General features: G+C 70.0%; 14 protein-coding genes. 6 read left to right on the plus strand and 8 right to left on the minus strand.

Going from position 1 to position 17,932, the window contains the following annotated elements:
• From VM685_RS00480 to VM685_RS00495, 4 genes are all read right to left on the minus strand, one after another.
• A partial coding sequence (locus VM685_RS00480; RefSeq protein ID WP_325458140.1) for a malectin occupies nucleotides 1–2,063 on the minus strand: 2,063 nt, incomplete at its 3' end.
• Nucleotides 2,064–2,230: 167 nt separating this feature from the next.
• Entirely contained in the window at nucleotides 2,231–3,148 is a 918-nt protein-coding gene (locus tag VM685_RS00485) for a glycosyltransferase family A protein (protein WP_325458141.1), read from the minus strand.
• Nucleotides 3,149–3,230: 82 nt separating this feature from the next.
• Nucleotides 3,231–3,947, minus strand: coding sequence for a polysaccharide biosynthesis/export family protein (locus VM685_RS00490; protein ID WP_325458142.1), 717 nt, complete (start codon nucleotides 3,945–3,947; stop codon nucleotides 3,231–3,233).
• Nucleotides 3,948–3,984: 37 nt separating this feature from the next.
• Nucleotides 3,985–6,102, minus strand: a complete 2,118-nt coding sequence (locus tag VM685_RS00495; protein ID WP_325458143.1) for an AAA family ATPase — start codon at nucleotides 6,100–6,102, stop codon at nucleotides 3,985–3,987.
• A 339-nt stretch (nucleotides 6,103–6,441) separates the two neighbouring features.
• Between VM685_RS00495 and VM685_RS00500 the strand changes: the two genes are divergently transcribed.
• Together VM685_RS00500 and VM685_RS00505 are read left to right on the plus strand one after the other, a co-directional pair.
• Nucleotides 6,442–7,581 (plus strand): GNAT family N-acetyltransferase, encoded by a 1,140-nt coding sequence (locus tag VM685_RS00500; RefSeq protein WP_325458144.1) that lies wholly within the window; start codon nucleotides 6,442–6,444, stop codon nucleotides 7,579–7,581.
• The gene (locus tag VM685_RS00505; RefSeq protein ID WP_325458145.1) at nucleotides 7,578–8,735 is read left to right on the plus strand and encodes a hypothetical protein; all 1,158 of its coding nucleotides are present in this window, start codon (nucleotides 7,578–7,580) and stop codon (nucleotides 8,733–8,735) included. The genes VM685_RS00500 and VM685_RS00505 overlap by 4 nt, the downstream gene beginning before the upstream one ends.
• Here VM685_RS00505 and VM685_RS00510 read toward each other — a convergent pair.
• Both VM685_RS00510 and VM685_RS00515 read right to left on the minus strand, forming a co-directional pair.
• The gene (locus tag VM685_RS00510; RefSeq protein ID WP_325458146.1) at nucleotides 8,671–9,723 is read right to left on the minus strand and encodes a phosphotransferase; all 1,053 of its coding nucleotides are present in this window, start codon (nucleotides 9,721–9,723) and stop codon (nucleotides 8,671–8,673) included. The genes VM685_RS00505 and VM685_RS00510 overlap by 65 nt on opposite strands.
• 59 nt (nucleotides 9,724–9,782) lie before the next feature.
• Entirely contained in the window at nucleotides 9,783–10,823 is a 1,041-nt protein-coding gene (locus tag VM685_RS00515; protein WP_325458147.1) for an aminoglycoside phosphotransferase family protein, read from the minus strand.
• A gap of 239 nt (nucleotides 10,824–11,062) precedes the next feature.
• On the opposite strand from VM685_RS00515, the gene VM685_RS00520 reads away from it, so the two are divergent.
• Nucleotides 11,063–12,196, plus strand: coding sequence for a glycosyltransferase family 4 protein (locus tag VM685_RS00520; protein WP_325458148.1), 1,134 nt, complete (start codon nucleotides 11,063–11,065; stop codon nucleotides 12,194–12,196).
• Here the strand turns inward: VM685_RS00520 and VM685_RS00525 are convergent.
• Nucleotides 12,146–13,348 (minus strand): glycosyltransferase, encoded by a 1,203-nt coding sequence (locus tag VM685_RS00525; RefSeq protein WP_325458149.1) that lies wholly within the window; start codon nucleotides 13,346–13,348, stop codon nucleotides 12,146–12,148. The two genes, VM685_RS00520 and VM685_RS00525, sit on opposite strands and share 51 nt — an antisense overlap.
• A 252-nt stretch (nucleotides 13,349–13,600) precedes the next feature.
• Here VM685_RS00525 and VM685_RS00530 point away from each other — a divergent pair, with 252 nt between their 5' ends.
• The 3 genes from VM685_RS00530 to VM685_RS00540 all read left to right on the plus strand — a co-directional run bounded on the left by VM685_RS00530 (nucleotide 13,601) and on the right by VM685_RS00540 (nucleotide 16,682).
• Nucleotides 13,601–14,785, plus strand: coding sequence for a CDP-glycerol glycerophosphotransferase family protein (locus VM685_RS00530; RefSeq protein ID WP_325458150.1), 1,185 nt, complete (start codon nucleotides 13,601–13,603; stop codon nucleotides 14,783–14,785).
• Between the two features lie 65 nt (nucleotides 14,786–14,850).
• Nucleotides 14,851–15,606 (plus strand): IspD/TarI family cytidylyltransferase, encoded by a 756-nt coding sequence (locus VM685_RS00535; RefSeq protein WP_325458151.1) that lies wholly within the window; start codon nucleotides 14,851–14,853, stop codon nucleotides 15,604–15,606.
• The gene (locus tag VM685_RS00540) at nucleotides 15,606–16,682 is read left to right on the plus strand and encodes an NAD-dependent epimerase/dehydratase family protein (RefSeq protein ID WP_325458152.1); all 1,077 of its coding nucleotides are present in this window, start codon (nucleotides 15,606–15,608) and stop codon (nucleotides 16,680–16,682) included. The genes VM685_RS00535 and VM685_RS00540 overlap by 1 nt, the downstream gene beginning before the upstream one ends.
• Here VM685_RS00540 and VM685_RS00545 read toward each other — a convergent pair.
• Nucleotides 16,679–17,587, minus strand: coding sequence for a glycosyltransferase family 2 protein (locus VM685_RS00545; protein WP_325458153.1), 909 nt, complete (start codon nucleotides 17,585–17,587; stop codon nucleotides 16,679–16,681). The two genes, VM685_RS00540 and VM685_RS00545, sit on opposite strands and share 4 nt — an antisense overlap.
• Between the last annotated feature and the right edge of the window lie 345 nt (nucleotides 17,588–17,932).

A 17,932-nucleotide genomic window follows, 5' to 3' on the forward strand; every position in this document is an offset into this window, starting at 1 on the left:
GGGACCACGAAGTCCTTGGCGATGAACTTGCCGCCGGCCGAGGCGAAGATGTCCAGGTTGTCGAGCACCAGGGCGCCCTCGGCGCTCACGTCGAACACCCGCTGCCCGGCGGCGTTGTAGTAGAGCTCTGCGAACTTCAGGGTCACCGAATAGCTGCCGTTGGCCACCGGCACCGCGTAGCTGAACGTCGAGCCGTAGCGCTCCGTCTGGTAGACCGCATCGTCCGTGGTGCCGGCGATCGCCGAGGTCACCGAGAAGGTGGCGCCGCCCGTGAAGTACTGGTCGGCCAGGTAGCTCACCCCGCCCGTGGTCACCGCAGGCCCCCCGACGTTCACCGCGATCGCCTGCGCGGGAGGTGCAGCCGCCGTGGAGATCTTCAGGTGATCCCAGCTGGCCGAGACCGGCCCTGAGGAGCCGAAGGAGGTGGAGATTACGCCCACGGCCAGTTCGCTCTGCAGTCCCTGGGTGGTCAGGTCGCCCTGGATGGCGTCGAGCAGGGATCCAGTGACCGCCTTGGGCGCCTGCGACCCCGCCCCAATCTGGGCGCCGCCGGCGTCATGCAGCGTCCAGCGTGGCGTGATGGTCCCGCCGGATGCGGTCTTCGCCACGTCCAGGTACAGCATCGCGTACGCGACGTTCTGCAGCGGAACACCGAGCGCCGAAGTCAAGCCGCTGGGCACAAAGCCCATCTCGGTCATGAACTCGATACCGCCCGCGCCATTGTTGGAATGAAAGACGAGCTTGGCGTAATCGTCCTGGTTGCCCGCACCGATCTGCAGCCCCGCCTGCCGGTAGTTCTCGACCGCGACTCCGCCGAGGAAGGGGTTGAACACCTTGGTCTCGACCGTAAAGGTCTGCACGCCCGAGGTGTCCACGCCGAACTGGTAGCCGTTCTTCTGCGTGTTCAGCGCCCCGTTGGCGTCGCCTCCCGTGGTCTGCAGGGTCAGCACTCCGCCCGCGACGGTCCCGGAAACCCCGAGCTGGGTGTGGCTTTCCTGGCCGTTACTCATCACGCCGGTGAAGCCCGTCTCGAACGGGGTCGAGCCGCTGCCGAAGTCGAGGGTGATCGAACCCAGCTCAGCCAGGTTCTTGTTCCCCCCGTTGGTAGCGTCGAGGGCGAACCGGTCCTTGCCGTTGATCAGGCCGTCCCCGTCGGTGTCCAGGTCTGCGTCGGTGGCCACCCGCAGGCGGCTGATGTCGCTCACCAGGCTCTGGGCGTCCCCCTGGCCGTCGATCACCGCACCGGTAACGTGGAAGATTCCGCCGCCCAGCGCCCAGCTCCCGCCGGCGCTGAGATCCAAGGAGAGGCTGGCCGCGCCGTCTGCCCCGAGCTGGACGTCGATGTAGCGCATGTCGGTGGCGCGGTGGGCCTCGTAGGGGTTGGTCGTCGGCTCGAGCAGCTCGTCGATGCCGCGCACCACCACGAGCCGCACCAGGCCGTTGGCGGGACCTCCGGAGACGGACACCTGGGCCATGGGCCCGGACAGGGTCCCGACCCCGCCCGCTGTCCCGGCGACGGTCACTGTCGGCGCCGTCAGGAGCCCATCATCGATCAGGATCTCCGCGCCCCCGACGGAGCCGTCCGTGAAGACCTCTCCGGTCCTGGTCGTGCCGTCGGAGAAGGTGACCGTGACCGTCGAGCCGATCAGCTCCAGCCCGATCATCTTGCCTTGCGGCCCCGCCGCGGGATCGCTTGTGGTCACCCGCCCCGGATCGATATCGATCGAGAACGCGAGGCGGTCGCTCGGATCAAAGCTGCCGGTCGTCACGGTTAGCAGCTGGCCGATCTCGCCCTGGTAGGCGTTGGTCACCGCCGAACTCGCGGTGATGCCGCCGATGTTCTCGTCGACCGTGAACGGCTTGCCGAGTTCGTTGCCGGAGGAGCCCGTCGGCGACGGATCGAACACCAGCCCCGGGAACAACGCCGTGGATATGTCGAACGAGACGCTGGTGATCTGCACCCCGCCCGTTGAGAAGTTCTGGACCACATAGCTGCCGGGCGTGAACACGCTCTCGTTGATGGGCGCATTCGGCGTTATCGCGATGTATGCAGCGTCAGCCATGGCACGCACTTCCCTGAACGGCGGTGGCCGGGCCGGCGGCCCTACGCTCCCGTCTGTCGGGTTGCAGGGGGTCCGCCGGCTCAGCCCTCCGCTAGGGAGGCCCAAGGGCCCGCGGACCGCTTCTTCATTTGATCTCTAGCCGGCCCTTTTCGGGGAAGGCGCGCGAACTAGGAGCGCCACGCCAACGTCTTGAGGCGGCCGATCAGTCTCGGGCCCGCCAGAAGCCGAAGGGCCAGGGTGATGGCTTCGCCGCTGCGGATGCCGGCGACCGCTCGGCGGGCGAAGCCCCACGCCTCCGCCCGGCGGTCGTCCGCGCAGGCGTGGACGGCGCACAGCCAGTAGGCGCGGCCCCGCGCCCGGCGGAGCTGCCCCGGGGTGAGCGCGAGGCGTTCCTCCATCCAGGCGACCGCCAGCCGGAGCCGTTCGATGAGGAGCCGGTTGTCGGCCCGCATCGAGCGTCCCTCATGCTCCACCATGGTGACAGTCTCGGCGTCCACGAGGAGCAGCTTGTCGGACTGGGTGTTCTCCATCAGGAACAGCCAGTCCTCCGCGGCGGCGTAGCGGCGATCCTCCTCGAAAGGCCGCAGGCGCGGGTTGGCCCGCCGGACGCCGAAGTTGCAGGCCAGAAAGTTGCCGCCCGCGAAAGCGTCCACCCCGTACCAGCCCGGTTTCATGCGGGAGGCGGGGCTGGGGCGCCGCGCCTTTCCGGTCCGGTACGCATACTTGGTGGCGACGAAGTTCGGGGGGTGGGGCTGCGCCCGGATCGCCCGCCAGAGGGTCTCCAGATGGTCCGGGTGGAACTCGTCGTCGGAGTCCAGGAACACGACATACTCGCCTGTCGCGTGGCGCAGGCCGTGGTTGCGCGCGGCTCCGCGCTCGCGATTGGTCACCGGCAGATACCGGAGCCTGGCGTCGGCGAAGACCTGCACGACCGCAGGGGTGTCGTCGGTGCTGCCGTCGTCGACGACGAGCAGCTCCAGGTCGCCGAAGGTCTGCGCGAGCACCGAGCGGATCGTGTAGCTGATCAGATGTCCCCGGTTGTAGGTTGGGACGACGACGCTGAAGAAGGGCGCGCTTTCTGACATCTTCTTCCCCCCGGTTCGGGCATCAGCGCGATCGCATACGATGTTGGCGGTGCTGCGTGGTCACATGGGCGAGAGGCGCCCGTCACCAGGGCCGGCCGAACAGCAGCCCCATGAGTCCGAAGCCCGGCTGATAGTTCTGCAGGAACGTCTTGGTCCCGGACGTGTCCACCACGACGATGTCGCCGCCATAGACGGTCGGGTCCTCCACCTCGCCCCTGCGGATGGCCCTGAGGTCGAACATGGCCATCTTCCGGGCCCCGCCAACGGTGCGAAAGACCGCGACCCGCCGCTCGTTCGCCAGGCGCGGGTCCGGCCCCTTCGCCAGCGCGATGACCTGGAGGAGGCTGGTCGGCCCGCTGAGGACATAGGCGCCCGGCGAGGCCACGGCGCCGTCGACCGTCACCTTGCGTCCCTGCGCCTCGCTCACGCGGACGGTGACCTGCGGGTCCTTCATGAAACGATCGCCCAGTGAGCGCGTGAGCTCGTCCGACACCTGCTGCGGGGTCTTGTTGGCGACCGGCACCTCGCCGAGGAACGGCAGGGCGATAGCCCCGTTGTTGTCCACCGTCACCGCCTTGCTGAGCTCCGGAACCTGAAGGACGGTGATGTCCAGCACATCCTGAGGAATGATCCTGTATTCGGGCGTTCCGCGCTCGCTGTTGGCGACCGCATCCGGCGGCGGCAGCCTCTGGAGCTTGCCGGCGTCGGCGGCTGAGGCGTTCGCCGCGCCGGCCGCGGCGATGGCCGTCGTCAGCACGCAGGCCGACAGACCAGCCGCAAGTTTCCGGGCTTTGTGCATCTTCCACTCCTCTACCAGCGGGCCCAAGACTGACGTTTCACGTCTCCGCGTAGTATCCGCGATAGTCGCGAAAGTAGTAATCCGCATCGCCATAGCCGTACCTGGCCTGCTGTTCCATGTTGACCCGTGTCAGGGTCACGCCGGCGATGCGGGCGCCCATGGACTCCAGGATCTTCAGCGCAGTCTGCACCGCCCGCCTGGGCGTCTTGTTCCAGTTCGCCGCGAAGATGACGGTGTCGGCCTTGGCCGAGAGGATGCGGGAGTCCGCCACGGGCAGGACGGGCGCGGTGTCGAGCACCACCAGGTCATAGTGCAGCTTGAATTCCGAAAGCAGCCGGTCCATGGCGCCTGAGCCGAAGACGTCGTTGGTCGCGTCGAACTTGCCCGGCAGCAGAAGCAGGTCCGCTCCACTCGCCTCGTCGCGCAGGACAGCGTCCTCGAGCTTGGCCTCGCCTGTGAGGACCTGGATGAGCCCCACCTTCGGCTCGAGGCCGATAGCGGTCGTGAGTCCGGGACGGCGAAGGTCGCAGTCGACCAGCAGCACCCTCCAGCCCTGGAGGGCGGCCGTCCGCGCCAGGCAGATCGAGACCGTGCTCTTGCCCTCCCGCGGCAGCGCCGAGGTGACCGCCACCGTACGGATGGGGTCCCCGGGGAGGGAGAGCGCCGAGGCCTTGAGGTTCCGGAACGCCTCGGGGAAGGCCGAGAGCGGCCTGGCGACCACATAGTCCATCGGCCTGCCACGCAGTTGATTGCGCACGCTGCCGCGGGCCTTGGCCACGACGGAGGACAACTCGGGGATGGCGCCAAGATAGGGGTGCCCCAGGAGCTGCTCGACGTCGTCGCTCGTGCGCAGGCCCACCCGCATGAACTCCGCCAGCGCGATCGCGACCCCGCCAAGGCCAAGGCCGGCGATCAGGCCGAGGGCCAGATTGAGTTTCTTGTTCGGCGATGAGGGCTTCAGCGGGACGATGGCCTCGGAGGCGATCCGCGCGTCGGCCTGCGCCAGGCCCCGCTGCGAGCTCGTCTCTTTGAAGCGGTTCAGGTAGCTCCCGTAGAGAACGCGGGAGGCTTCGGCGTTGCGTTCCAGTTCGTTCAGCCGCACGAGAGCCCGGGTGTTGGACGTCAGCTGACCCTTCACGCCCCCGAGATTGCTGGCGATCGCCGCAGCCCGCTGTTGGGAGACATTCAGGCGGGCCTGGAGGTTGGCGATCGTGCGCTGGATCTCCGCCTGGATCTCGGCGTCGATGTCGCGCAGCTGGCTCTTCGCCTTGTCGAGTTCCGGGTAGCCGTCCCGGAAGCTGACCTCAAGTTCGGCCACTTTGCGGCTGACCTCCGCGCGCTGCTTGCGAAGCTCCTGAACCACCGGCGAGGCGAGCGCCTCGCCCACGTCGTCGCCCCGCGAGCCGCGGGCGAGCTGCTCCCGGGCGGTGCGCAGCCGGGCCGCGTCTTCCGCCACCTGTACCCGCGCGACGGCCAGGCTCTCCTGGTGCGCGGAAATTTCCTGCTCGGTGAGGCTCGCGCCGGAGGCGCTCAGGAGGTTGTTCTGGATCTTGTACTGCTGGACGGCTGCCTCGTCGCTCAGCACCTGCGCCTGGAGCTGGGTCATCCGGCTCTGCAGCCACTTGGTGGCCTGTTCGTTAGCGCCGAACTTCGCCTCCAGCTGGCCCACGATGTAGAGGTCGGCGAAGGCGTTCGCGATGCGCGCCGCCTTCTGGGGATCACGAGACGTGAAGCTTACGTCGATGATGTAGGTCAATGCCGCCCGGCGCACGCCAAGACGCTTCGACACATTCGCGACCGTCGCCGCGCGTTCGGCCTCGGTGAAGCGTCTCCGGGGGTCGATGACCTCGTCGCGCTTCAGCTTCCGATTGAACTCCGGGTCCTTCTCGAGGCCGAGCACGTCGACCACGCGCCGCGCCAGCCTCGGCGAGCGGAGGATCTCCACTTCCGTGTCCACCACGTACGAGCCCGCTGCGGAGTCGGTCGGGAGTTCCGAGAGCACCTCCTTCTCGTTCGAGATCCTCTCCTCGCGCGGATCCAGGAGGACATGCGCGGTGGCGACGTACCTGGGCTCCTGCAGCAGAGTCGCGACGAGCGTGACCAGCAGGACAAGCGCAAAGACGCCGAAGAACAGCTTGGTGTGCCTCAGCGCCACGGCGATCCAGTGGCGTGGGTCCAGGGTCTTGGTGGGGGGACTTTCCGGCTTCCGCGCCGCCGTGAATGGCGCGATCGGAGCTCCTCGGTATGGCACAGGCGCCGACGCGTTCATCTTGCCGCCTTCTCTCTTGTTGACCCGGCGCGGCCGCGACGGCGGCGCGGCTGCCCACCGGTTCGGACAGCACGCTCATCTGGCTGCTATCGCGCGGCGCGGACCATCTCATTTGATCTGTGCAGCGCCCGCTCCCGCGGGGCGTGCACGCCCGCAGGTCCCGACGGCCCGGCTTTCAAATGAGGCGGAGGAGGTCGGGGATGTCTGCTGTCGTCGCCCACAGCGATGACCCAGCCCCCCTACCAGATCGAGATCGTCACCGATGAGCGCCGGCTGAGCGGCCTCAAGGCGGAATGGGACGCCCTGTACGACAGGCAGGCCGCGCCGCACCTGAGCGACAGCTTCGACTGGGCCTGGCTCAGCTGGACCGCGCTCACCTCCGGCCGCAGGCGGCGCCCGTTCTGCCTCGTCCTGCGCCGGGGTGACCGGACGGTGGGTATCTGGCCGCTGGTCATCACGCCGGGGCCCCTGCTGAACGTGGCCAGTCCCATGAACTCCGAGACCTCGGAGTACTGTCCCTGTCTGCTGGACCCCGACGAGCCGCCGGCGGCGCTGTGGACCGCTCTCCGCCACGAACTCCGGGCCCGGAGGGGCGCCGACGCGCTCCGTCTGCCCCACGTCCGATGCGACACGCCGCTGCACGGTGTGGTCTCAGGCGTGCGGGAAGCCCGGGCCACGGTCGTCCAGCCCGCGCCGCTGGTGCGCGCGGGCGACTTCCCCACCTCGGCCGACTACCACGCCTGGCTGCCCGCGGACGCGCGGGCGAGCCTGCGCCGGCGCCGCCGCAGGCTGGAGGAGGCGGGCCGCGTCGACTTCGAGGTCATCGCGTGTGCGTCCGAGCGAATGGAGGCCCTGAAGTGGGTCCTGAAACACAAGGGCGCGTGGCTGCAGCGACGGGGACTCGCCAACGAGCGGCTGCTGTCCAAGCACAACGCCGCCTTCCTCGAGGCGACGCTCCGACATGACTGGACGTCCGGCAGTCGCACGGTGTTCGCTCTCAAGATCGACGGCGGGCTGATCGCGGCGGAAGTCGCCAGCGTCGACGGCAGCCGGGTGGAGTCCTTCACCGCCAGCTTCGACCCGGCATTCGAACGGTACTCGCCCGGCGCCCTGCTCACCCTGGAGGTGATCCGCTGGGCGCTGGACCGTCGCCTGGACTATGATTTCCGCGCGGGAACCGAACCCTACAAATTCAAGTGGTGCAGCCACGTCACTCCGGTGACCTCCTACCTCCTGCCGATCACCTTTCGCGGCGAACACTTCGTGAGGTACCGGCTGGCGCGGCGCTGGCTCGCCGTCAGGACGCGGAGGCGGTCGTCTGCAGGGGCCCTCAAGCTTCGCCCGCACGAGCGGCCGTCCCGATGACTGCGCGCCGGCGGCCCGCCGCCGTCGCCATCCTCGACGACGGCCCGCAAGCCACGCTGTTCGATCCATTCGCCGCGTCTCTGCGGCGTCGCGGGCTGCGCACGGCGCGCCTTACCCTGCGCCGTCCTTCCCTAGCGCGGATCGTACGCGACAAGATCTTCTATTCCGAGGTGCTTCGCCTGCGTCCGGAACGCGCCGCGGAGGCGCTGCACAGCCTCTTTTCAAGATACCAGATCGTCGATGTCCAGCTGGGCGAGGCCACGCTCGCCGGCCTGGACCTGTCGAGCGGCCTCGCCATGACCCTCGCCAAAGGCGCGCTCTCATGCGCCGGATCGCAGCCGTCCATCCTGTTCGACAAGTTCGAACTCAACGCGCGGCTGGCCGGCGCAGGCGTGCTCGTGCCGCGCCAGATCGCGGCGAACACCACGAGCGCGGGGGCGGCGGCCGCGCAGTTGGGGCTGCCCCTCGTGGTGAAGCGCAGGGTGGCCGAGGGAGGCCGCGCCGTGCACATCGCCGCAACCCCAACAGAGGCCGAGGCGGCGCTCACCCGCTGGCCGACGGGGCGGGAAGATGCGTTCTTCCAGCAGCACGTCTACGGCGACCTGGTGATGTATGGTGTCCTCCTCGGGGAGACCGGGCCGCTGGTGGAGCGCTGCTACCGTGCGACCGAGCTCCAGCGACCATGCGGGCCGAGCGGCCGGATCGTCATGTACGATGATCCCGAGCTGGCGCGGGCCGGACGGGAAATCAGCTCCATCATCGGCCTGCGTGGCCTGGGCCAGTTTGACTTCGTGCGGGATCATGAAGGCCGGCTCTGGCACATCGACGCCAACGCCAGGTGCTGGGGCTCGATGCTGGCCGCGAACGCCCACGCCGCCGGATACCTGTCGGCCTATGCGCGACTGCTCGCTGGCGAGCTCCCCAGCGCCGACACAGGCGAGAGGACCTCGGCGGAAGTCGGCATACAGCCGCATGCCCTGCTCTCCGCGGCGGCCACCGGCTCATGGCGGCGCCTAGCCGCCGAATGGCGGGATTTTGCCAGGTTCTGCCGGTCCGGTCCGGGGCCAGGCTACGGCGCCCTGATCGCCATCAAGGCGGCGGCGGTGCTGGCCCGGCGCCCCATGCGGCGCGGCCGGCGCTCGCCCGACGGCTGAGCGCAAGAGCGGCGAGCGACCGGGCAAGGCCAGCCGCGCTCTCATGGAGCAGGGCCGCCATCTGAGCGTCGATGAGCGCGGCGCGGAGCCCCAGCAGACGGCTCCTCCCGGCCCCGGCAAGGCGGCCACGGCGATAGACCCAGCGCCACACCTGTTCGTTGATCAGCCGCAGGCCGAGGATCACGGGGGAGAAGTTCCCGGATCCATATTCGGCCATGAACGCGCTTTCGAGGCGCACGCGCACCCGTCGGCACGGCGCCAGGGCGAGACCGCTCGCGAACACCGGGGCGGAGGACATCATTGCGAGGAAGGCGGCGATGTCGTCCTCCACCAGGCCCACTCGGTCGAGGAGAGGGTCGAGCATCGCCACCTGGTCACCCGATGTGAGGATCAGGTTGCGCGGCGTGAAGTCTCCGTGGAGGCGGGCGCGCCGGGCGCGGATGCAAACCGGGGCCGCTGCCTCCAGCGCCCGTTCCACCGCGGCGGGCAGCGCTAGTCCGGCGCTCGCGAGCTCCGACGCCTGGGCGGTTCGGATCTCCTCCACAAGGGCCGACAGCTCCACCTCGGCGACGTCGGCCTTGCCGTGCTGATGGAAGAGCCTCAGGAAGTCGCCGGCCGCCCGCGCGGCCTTGGCCGCGGCCGCTGGCCGCAGCAACCCCCGGGGCAGCACTCGGGCGAGGCTTTCCCCCGCGACGTGCGCCATCACGAAGCCCTCCCCGCCAGGCAGCAGCGCGATGGGCCTGGCGACGCTGTGGCGATCCTCGGTCCGCCACCAGGCGTGGCACGTGCGCAGCGCCTCATACTGGGCGCTGGCCGGGAGCGCGCCGCAGCTGTCCCTCGGCGCCTTGGCGACGTAGCGCGGAGAGGCCCCCGGCCGGGCCAGGAAGTAGATCATGGCCTGGCCCGAACTCAGCGGAGGCCCGCGGAACCCGAACTCCTCGGGCCGGGATTCGACCCGGGCGAGCGCGAGGCGCGCGGCGGCGAGCACGTCGCCGGCCCCCTGGGCGGACGTCGGGCGGCCCGGGGCGGCGGGGTCGGGAGACGGGGTCACGCGCCCTGCCCTCCCCCGCGGAGGCTGTGGCTCAATCGGCCCCCCGCTTCGTGCAGCAGGCCTTGCATGTGCCAGTCGTTCACCAGCCTCTGCACGGGCATCCGCGGGCCGTGCCTCCGCGCCATCATGAGCTCTGTCCTCCGGGCCCAACGGAGCGCGTGCTGCCGCAGGAGGCGCAGGTAGAACACCTCCGGCGGGTTCGGCAGTGGTCCATAGCCCGCCAGGAACGCCTCCTGCAGTCGCCGCCGTAGCCGCGCCAGGGGCGGCCAGACGACCCCCGGAACAAAGGCGCTGGTGGCCGCCAGATGGGCCACGAAGCGTGCGGCGTCGTCCTCGGGGAGGCCGACGTCAGACATGGCGGGATCGATCATCGTGACGCCGGCGGGACCGGTGACGATCAGGTTTGCGCCGACGTAGTCTCCGTGCCTCACCACCCGGCGGGCGCTGAGCCAAGCCCGCGGCGTCCGCCGGATTGCCGCGACGACCGCCGGCGGCAGCGATCGCCGCAAGGGAGACAGGACCTCCGCGGCGTCCCGTTCGAGTTCCCGCACCAGATCCTGCAGGCCGATCTCGGCGTATCCGGCGGCCCCGTGGTCGTGGAAGCGGCGGAGGAAGTCGCCGGCCGCTCGCGCGGCGCGCAGCGCCGCCGTCGGGTCGCGCGGCGCCGCCGACAGCGCCCCGGCGACGGTTGGGCCGGCCGCATGCCGCATGACGAAAGCTCCCATGTCGGCCAGGCAGGCGACCGGCTCGGCCACCGCGTGCCTGTCGTCGCCCTGGAACCAGCCGTGCGACCGGCGCAGCGCCTCGTACTGGGCCGCGGCGTCGAGCGGAGGGTGTTCGGAGGGCGCGTCCGTGATCGGGACCTTCGCCACCAGTTCCGGCAGATGGCGGCCATCACCAAGGAAGTAGAGGCGGGACCTTGCCGTGACCCGGCTGTGCACCAGGGAAAGGGGACCCTGGCCCCGCGGACCGGCGCCGGCCTGCGCCATGGCGCTCAGGAGGCGGGGCACAAATGGGTCGTTCTTCTCAGCCGTCACGCTCGGTTGGACGTCCTGCTTGCGCCCGGCGGAACACCTCTGCCAGCCCATGGCGGCAGCCTGCGCCGGGTGGGTCGGGGCCGGCTGATCATTTGGCGTCGCGCGCGCCGCCCTCGCGAGGCCTCCTCACGGACCACCATTCCGGGAGGGCGCGGACCTTGACCCACAGCGGACCCCGGTTCGAAGGACCGTCATCCTGCGCCTCAGGAGATCCGGCCGGCCCGCTGCGGGACAGGTGCGTGCTCGAAATCTGCCGGGTGCCCTTTGTCGGAGGCGCGGAGCGGATCGCGCTCAACTGTGCTGAGGCGGTGCAGGCCGGCGGCGGCCGCGCCATTGTCGCTTGTCCGCCGGGGGGGCAGATGGAGGCTTCCGCTCTTGGAAGCGGACTGGAGTGTCACCCCATCGCGGCGCTGAACGGCCGGCGGGGCCTGGCCGCGGACCTGGTCAGGAGCGCGCGGGCGACGGTGAGCAACAGCCGCGCGCTGACCGCGCTGTCCGCTCGCGAACCGCTGGACCTGATCCATGCCCACCACCCGATCGGCGCCTTTCAGGCGGTGAGGGCCGCCGCCCGTGCGCGCGCGCCGCTGGTGCTCCATGTGCACGAAACCCTCCCGGCGCCGCGGCAGTACCGGGCCCTGGCCGGCTGGCTGCGGCAGCGGTGCGACGCCTTTATCTGCGTCTCGGACGCCGGACGCCAACTGCTGCGCCGCCTGGACATGGACGAGAGGCGGATCCACCTGGTCTACAACGCGGTCGGCCCCGCGTTCTTCTCCTCGCCGACGCCGGCGGAGCTCGGCCCCGGCCCCCACATCGGCAGCTTCGGGGTGCTGGAGCGGCGCAAGGGTCACGGTGACCTGATCATCGCGCTCGGGCGGCTGGCGGAGACCCATCCCGTCGCGCGTCTTTGGATCGTGGGCGAACTGAGCTACGCCGAGAACGCTGGCTACGTCGACGAGCTGAAGGCGCTCGCCAGCCGGTGGAAGGTGGCGGATCGCGTCCACTTCACCGGCTATCGCAGCGACATCCCGGAGCTCATGGCCGCGATGGACGTGGTCGCCCTCGCCTCGCGCGAGTTCGAGAGCCTGCCCACGGTGCTTCTCGAGGCCGCCGCCCTGGGACGCGTAAGCGTGGCCACCGACGTCGGCGGGGTGCGGGAGATCATCGACCACGGCATCACCGGTCTCCTCGTCTCACCCGACGATCCGTCCGGGATGGCGAGCGCCCTCGCGACGGCGCTGTCTCCGGCTGCGGCGCAAATGGGGCGCTGCGCCCGGGCGATGGCGCTGTCCCGCTTCTCGCCGGAGCGGTTCGAGCGCGATCTGCTAGCGCTCTTCGGCCAGTTCATGGGGGCGCAACGGGCGACCGCCGGTTGAGCCCCGCGGGCGGGCCCGACGCCGGTAGCCATAGAGCGCAGCCTCGAGTGTCTCGACCGAGCGGGCGAGTACGACCTCCTCGTCGAACATCTGCCGCACGCGCTCTTGGGCCCCCAGACCGAGCCGCCTGCGCAACGCGACGTCGGAAACGAGCCGCCGGATGGCGTCCGCGAGGGACGCGGCGTCGCCTGGCGCGCACAGAAGTCCGCTGACCCCGTCCACAGTCACGTCGGTTACGCCCGTGGGCAGGTCGCTCGCGATGACGGGAACGCCGGCGGCCATGGCCTCCAGCTGCGTGATCCCGAACGCTTCGGTGATCTCCGTCGACGGCAGAACGAAGGCGTCCGACGCCGCCAACAGCCGAAGCTTGTCCGCCTCGCTCACCTCCCCCAGGAAATGTGTTCGGCCCCGAACGCCGAGCGCCCGGGCCAGGGCCTCGGCCGGCGGCCCGTAGGGGCCGTCGCCCGCGATGAAGGCATGCACCCCAGGGGTCTGCGCGAGCGCCGTCACCAGAACGTCGAGGCCCTTGTATCGCGCATGGCGGCCGACGAAGCCCACGGTCGCGGCTTCTCCCGCCAGCGACTTCCGCCACGCCGCGGCCGCGCGCCGCTGGGACGGCGAAATCACATAGTCCCGGGCCGCGACGCCGAAGGGGATCGTCGCATAGTTCAGTCCGGGCTTGAGGTCGCGGGCGACGGCCACGTTCTTCTCGGACGAGACCACCACCGTCTCGGCGGCGTGGAGCAGCCGGTGGTAGGCGGCCTGGGCGGCCCACCTGAGCGGCCCCCTCGGCCGCATGTCCATGTGGTGGGTGATGACCAGCGGCGGGCCCGGCCTGCACGCCATCTCCGCCAGCAGGGCCACCGACGCCAGGGGGTTCGGCGCGTGGAAGTGGATGAGATTGAATTCGGAGATGTCGAAGGCGCCGAACATCTGCAAGCCCAGCGGCTGTCCCCCCAACCGGAACCTTGCCGGCACGCGGCGAACGCGGACGCCGTTCCTCACCTCGGTAACCGCCCCTTGTTCGTGGTTGAAGACGACCGCGGTCACATCGTGGTCGGCCGACAGGCGCTCGCACAACGCGGTAGTGTTGCGCTCTATGCCGCCGTTGAACGGTGCGTAGAACTTGCCGATCACCAAGATCCTGGACATCGCGAGCCCCTTCGAACCCACGGACCAGCACAGTGGCGGCCAGGCAAAGAGGCAATCCCCCGCACAATACTTGATGCGTCAATTGATCAGCGCCGCGCCTGATCTTGTCACTAATCCTCCGGAACCGCGGCGCGCAGGAGCCCGCCGCTGGTCGAATGTGGAGAGAGCCCCCAGGAGGACGCGCTCGTGGCCATAACGTCGACTCGCGGCCTGAGGGGCGCGACGGCATGGGGACGTTCCTGCCTCGCCGCCGTGCATCGCCTGCTGAGCGAGGTCCTGCACGCCGAGGGACGCGTCTGCGTCTACGGCTGGCCGGACCACGAGGAGAACAGCCTCTTCGCCGCGGCGCTGCTGTCCCGGGTCCCGGGCCTGCGTGTGACGCTGCTGGCCGCCCGCCCGGACGCGGCGCGGGGATACCTCGACCTGATCGGCTCGAATGAGGCCGGGCTCGAGGTGGTGGCGAAGAACTCCCTCGCCGGACTCTTGCGCGCAAGCGCCGCCGAGGTGCTGCTCTTCACGCACGGTCTTTACGGCTCGCCCGATCTCACCGAGCGAAAGCTCGTGATCAACCTCTGGCACGGCTACGGTCCCAAGGCCAACGACAACGCCACGTTCTCGGCCCGGATTCCCTTCTCCGTTCTGACCTGCAACACGCCGGTCTGGGGCGCCGCCGCCGCCCGCTGGCTGGGGGCAAGGCGCGCGCGCCTGCGCCGGTGCGGCAATCCCCGGCAGGTGGCTTTCAGCCTTCCGGCGCAGCCCTCCGCCCTGTCCAGGCTCGGACTGGAAGGGGAGCGTTTCGTCCTCTGGATGCCCACCTACCGCAGCGCAAACGGCGCTTCCGGCCCCGTCTGGCGGGACTCGGCCGACCTGTCGACACGCGTCGAGGCGGCGGGAAGGGACCCCGTATCCGAGGTGGCCGCGCTGGCGGAGGCGGCAGGCGTCAGGGTTCTCGTGAAGCCACACCCTCTCGACTCCGCCCGCTACGACCGCGCGGGCCTTCGGGTGATCACCACGGAGGAGATCCTCCAGAGCGGCATGACGCTCTACCAGTTCATCGCCTCGTCGGCCGGCATGATCAGCGACTACTCGAGCGTCTGGGTCGAGTATCTGGACCTTGACAGGCCGTTGGTCCTGTATTGCCCGGACCTCTCCGACTACAGCGCTGGCCGCGGCTTCAGCGAGCCCCCCATGGTGGAGCTTGCGGCCGGCCTGATCGTCCAATCGTCGCAGGCGCTCCGGCCCTTCCTTGCGGCGCTCGCGAATGGCCGGGACTGGGGACGCAAGCACCGGCGCCAGGCCGGCGAAAACCTGGGGACTCAGCCGGGCATGGTTCGTGGCGAGGCCTTCACCGGCGCCGTGCTGGAAGAGATCGAAAGACATCGGTCCCTGCGGACCCGTGCAGCCGGGGCGCTCACCCCGCCCCGATTTCGCATTTGATCTGTCAAACGATCAATCGCGCCTCCAGCGGACAGCCTAGGCGTTGGCCCGGTGAGGACCCGAGCATGCGCGATGGACCCGAGGATGCGATCGCGATCATCTTCGCAGGCGGGAACGGCACGCGCATGAAGCGGGCCGGCCCGCCGAAGCAGTTCGTCGCCGCGGGCGGCCGCGCCATCCTCGTCCACACGCTGCAGCACTTCCAGGAGCACCGTAGCGTCAGGGCCGTCTATGTGGCCTGCCTCGAGCCCTACATCGCCCACGCCTGGGAGCTCGTCGGGCGGCACGGACTGGACAAGGTCCGGCGGATCGTTCCGGGCGGCTGCACGGCGCAGGAATCGATCCTCAAGGGGCTTGAGAGCGCCGTGGCGGACGGGGCCGACCCGCGGACCGCCACCCTGATCCACGACGGGGTCAGGCCCATCATCAACGCCGAGCTGATCAGCCAGAACGTCGCCTGCACCTACGCCCACGGCAGCGCCGTCACCGCCATACCCTGCTTCGAAACCATTGCGATGTCGGTGGACGAGGCGCGGACGATCAAGGCGGTGACGCCGCGCCACCTCATGTACGTGCTCCAGGCGCCCCAGACCTTTCGGCTGGGCGAGGTGCTCGAGGCCAACCGCAGGGCGGTGGAAGACGGCCTGCTCGGCAGCTTCGTCGACCAGGCCCAGCTGATGTCCTACTACGGCTGCCGGCTGCACATGGTCCGTGGCCTGCGCGGCAACGCCAAGGTGACCACGGAGTTCGACCTCCTGCAGTTCTCGCTGCTGCTAGAGGCCGGCGCGCTCGACTGCGTCCGTGGCGCCCAGCTCGCCTGATGAGCAGCGTCGTCGCCGAGGATATCGCCCGCATCCTCGACCGGGACCTGCCGTGGCGCAGCCTGGCCGGCCGGCGCTTCCTGGTCACCGGCGCGACGGGGATGATCGGCCAGTACCTGGTCCGCACCCTGCTGGCGCTGGGTCGCCGCACCGAACGCACCCGTGTCGTGGCCATGACCCGGCGCGGGCGGGAGGCAGCAAGGCTCTTCGCCGCCGAGCTGGAGGCGGGCGACCTGGCGATCGTCGAGCACGATCCCGCGCATCCGCTCCCCGAGTTGGGGTCGCTGGACCATCTGGTTCATGCCGCCAGTCCGGTCACGCCGGCCGCATTCCTGGCCGATCCCGTCGGCGTCATCGCCGCCAATGTCGCGGGAACCGCCAATCTGCTGGCCGTGGCCCGGGAGCAGCAGGCGGTGTTCTGCCTCCTTTCCTCCGCGGAGATCTACGGGCAGGCGTCCGCAGAAAAAGCCGCACGGGTGGCCGAGGGCGCGGCCGGGCTCCTGGACAGCCTCGACCCGCGAAGCGCCTATCCCGAGAGCAAGCGGCTCGCCGAGGCGCTCTGCGTCGCCTATGAACGCCAGCATGGCGTGGCCTACCGCATCGCGCGGCTGGCCCACACCTACGGCCCCGGCATGTCGCTGCAGGATCCCAGGGTGCAGGCCTATTTCATGCGGCAGGCCCTGCTGGGCCAGGACATCACGCTGCGGTCCGACGGCCAGGCGAGGAGGACCTATACCTATGTGAGCGACGCGGCGTGCGGTCTGCTCCACCTGATCGCGGCGCCTGGAAACCTCACCTGCAACATCGCCGACGAGGGGGCTGCGGTCTCCCTCTCCGATCTGGCGCGGGCCGTTCTGCGTTGCTGCCCCGGAACCGGCGCCCGGCTGAGGCTCGCGCCTGAGGCGGGCCGGGGCGAGGCCACCGTGGCGCCCCCGCTCCTCGACTGCGCGCGGCTTCGCGCACTCGGTTGGGCGCCCCGGGTTGACCTGGAGACGGGGCTCCGCCGGACGCTGCAGCATCATCGCGAGGCCCTGGCCGCCCAGGACGGGCCCGCCCCGTCCCCACGCCGGCGCTAGCGAAGCTCGGCCGCCCCGCCCGGATGCAGACGGCCTCGCGCCAGGTCCGCGAGCGCGCGCATGTTCCCCCGGAGCCGCGAAGCGCGGTCGACATAGGGTTCCGGGAACGGCGTCTTGAGAAGGTTCGCAGCCAGGTTCCGCGCCATCAACCTCGCGGCGCTGGAGGCCGGGTATGTCCCCTTCCGGACCAGATAGATGGGGTTGGCGATCTGGGAATACCCGTAGTTGGCGCTGGGCACCCGGCCAGACTTGGTTCCCAGGTGCACGCCCACGAGACCGTCGGACCTGAACAGCTCGCCCAGCTTCCGGAGTTGTCCCGAGACGTCCTCGTCCTCAAGCCAGCCGTACAGGGGCAACGCCTCGTCGAACCTCACTGACCGCAGAGCCGCGCCGCGCAGCGCCATGTTGCACCCGTACAGCGCCCGCGCAGGTCCGCAACGAGCCCGCTCGTCGCTCCGCCGCAACATGCCGCGTCCGCATCCGAGCATGTCGGCCGCCTGCGCGAGATCATAGCCGGGTCCGCTGGCGCCGTCAGCGACAAGGACCCCCGTCAGCCCGACGCACGCCGGCCGCGCCGCGAACTCCGCCGCCGCGTTCTCGAGCCAGTCCTCCCGCGGCACGAAGTCGTCGTCAAAGAAGGCCACGAACCCGTCGTAACCCGGGCACGACCGCTCCAGCACATCCAGCGCCCTGTTCCGCTGGCGGGTGAGCCCCTTTGGGCCGATCACCAGCCTCGCGTCGTACGGGAGCCTGGCCAGCACCGCCCCGCCAGGCTCGGGGAGGTCCCCATCCGATGTGGCGGACACCAGGACAAGGTCCGGCCGCCGGCTCTGGGCCGCGAGCAGGCGCAGGCAGTCCTCGACGTTTCGAGGTCTGCCGACGGTGGCGATCACGACGATGATCAAGGCTTGGTCCCGCGGTTCCCCAGGCTGACGCCCGCGCCCTCGGCGTCGCGTCGCGGCAGCGGATCGAGCTTGCGGTGGTCGCCCTGCCCGCGCAATCGGCATCGGCCCGCCCGACCTATCAATTGGTCATCGGGACGCGCGGCCCCGCCCACCCCCTGCGCCAACGGGCGCCTTGAGGCCCGGCCTCCCGGCCCTGCGGCCCCGGCAGAGCGGCGGACCAGCAGCACCTCTGACGACAGCGATGCCAGCCAGTGTGTCATACCGCCGCAGGCGTAGAGAAGTGTGGCGCAGTTGAGGAATTGATAACCGCGTTACACGATAATGGGTTCGCGAGTTAGAACAATG

The sequence above is a fragment of the Phenylobacterium sp. genome, from assembly GCF_035539035.1.
In the GTDB taxonomy this organism is placed as follows: domain Bacteria; phylum Pseudomonadota; class Alphaproteobacteria; order Caulobacterales; family Caulobacteraceae; genus Phenylobacterium.

Coding starts and splice junctions, on each gene's coding strand:
- VM685_RS00485 (WP_325458141.1), bottom strand. CDS start 3,148: ATGTCAGAAAGCGCGCCCTTCTTCAGCGTCGTCGTCCCAACCTACAAC.
- VM685_RS00525 (WP_325458149.1), bottom strand. CDS start 13,348: ATGTCCAGGATCTTGGTGATCGGCAAGTTCTACGCACCGTTCAACGGC.
- VM685_RS00535 (WP_325458151.1), top strand. CDS start 14,851: ATGCGCGATGGACCCGAGGATGCGATCGCGATCATCTTCGCAGGCGGG.
- VM685_RS00490 (WP_325458142.1), bottom strand. CDS start 3,947: ATGCACAAAGCCCGGAAACTTGCGGCTGGTCTGTCGGCCTGCGTGCTG.
- VM685_RS00500 (WP_325458144.1), top strand. CDS start 6,442: ATGACCCAGCCCCCCTACCAGATCGAGATCGTCACCGATGAGCGCCGG.
- VM685_RS00540 (WP_325458152.1), top strand. CDS start 15,606: ATGAGCAGCGTCGTCGCCGAGGATATCGCCCGCATCCTCGACCGGGAC.
- VM685_RS00505 (WP_325458145.1), top strand. CDS start 7,578: ATGACTGCGCGCCGGCGGCCCGCCGCCGTCGCCATCCTCGACGACGGC.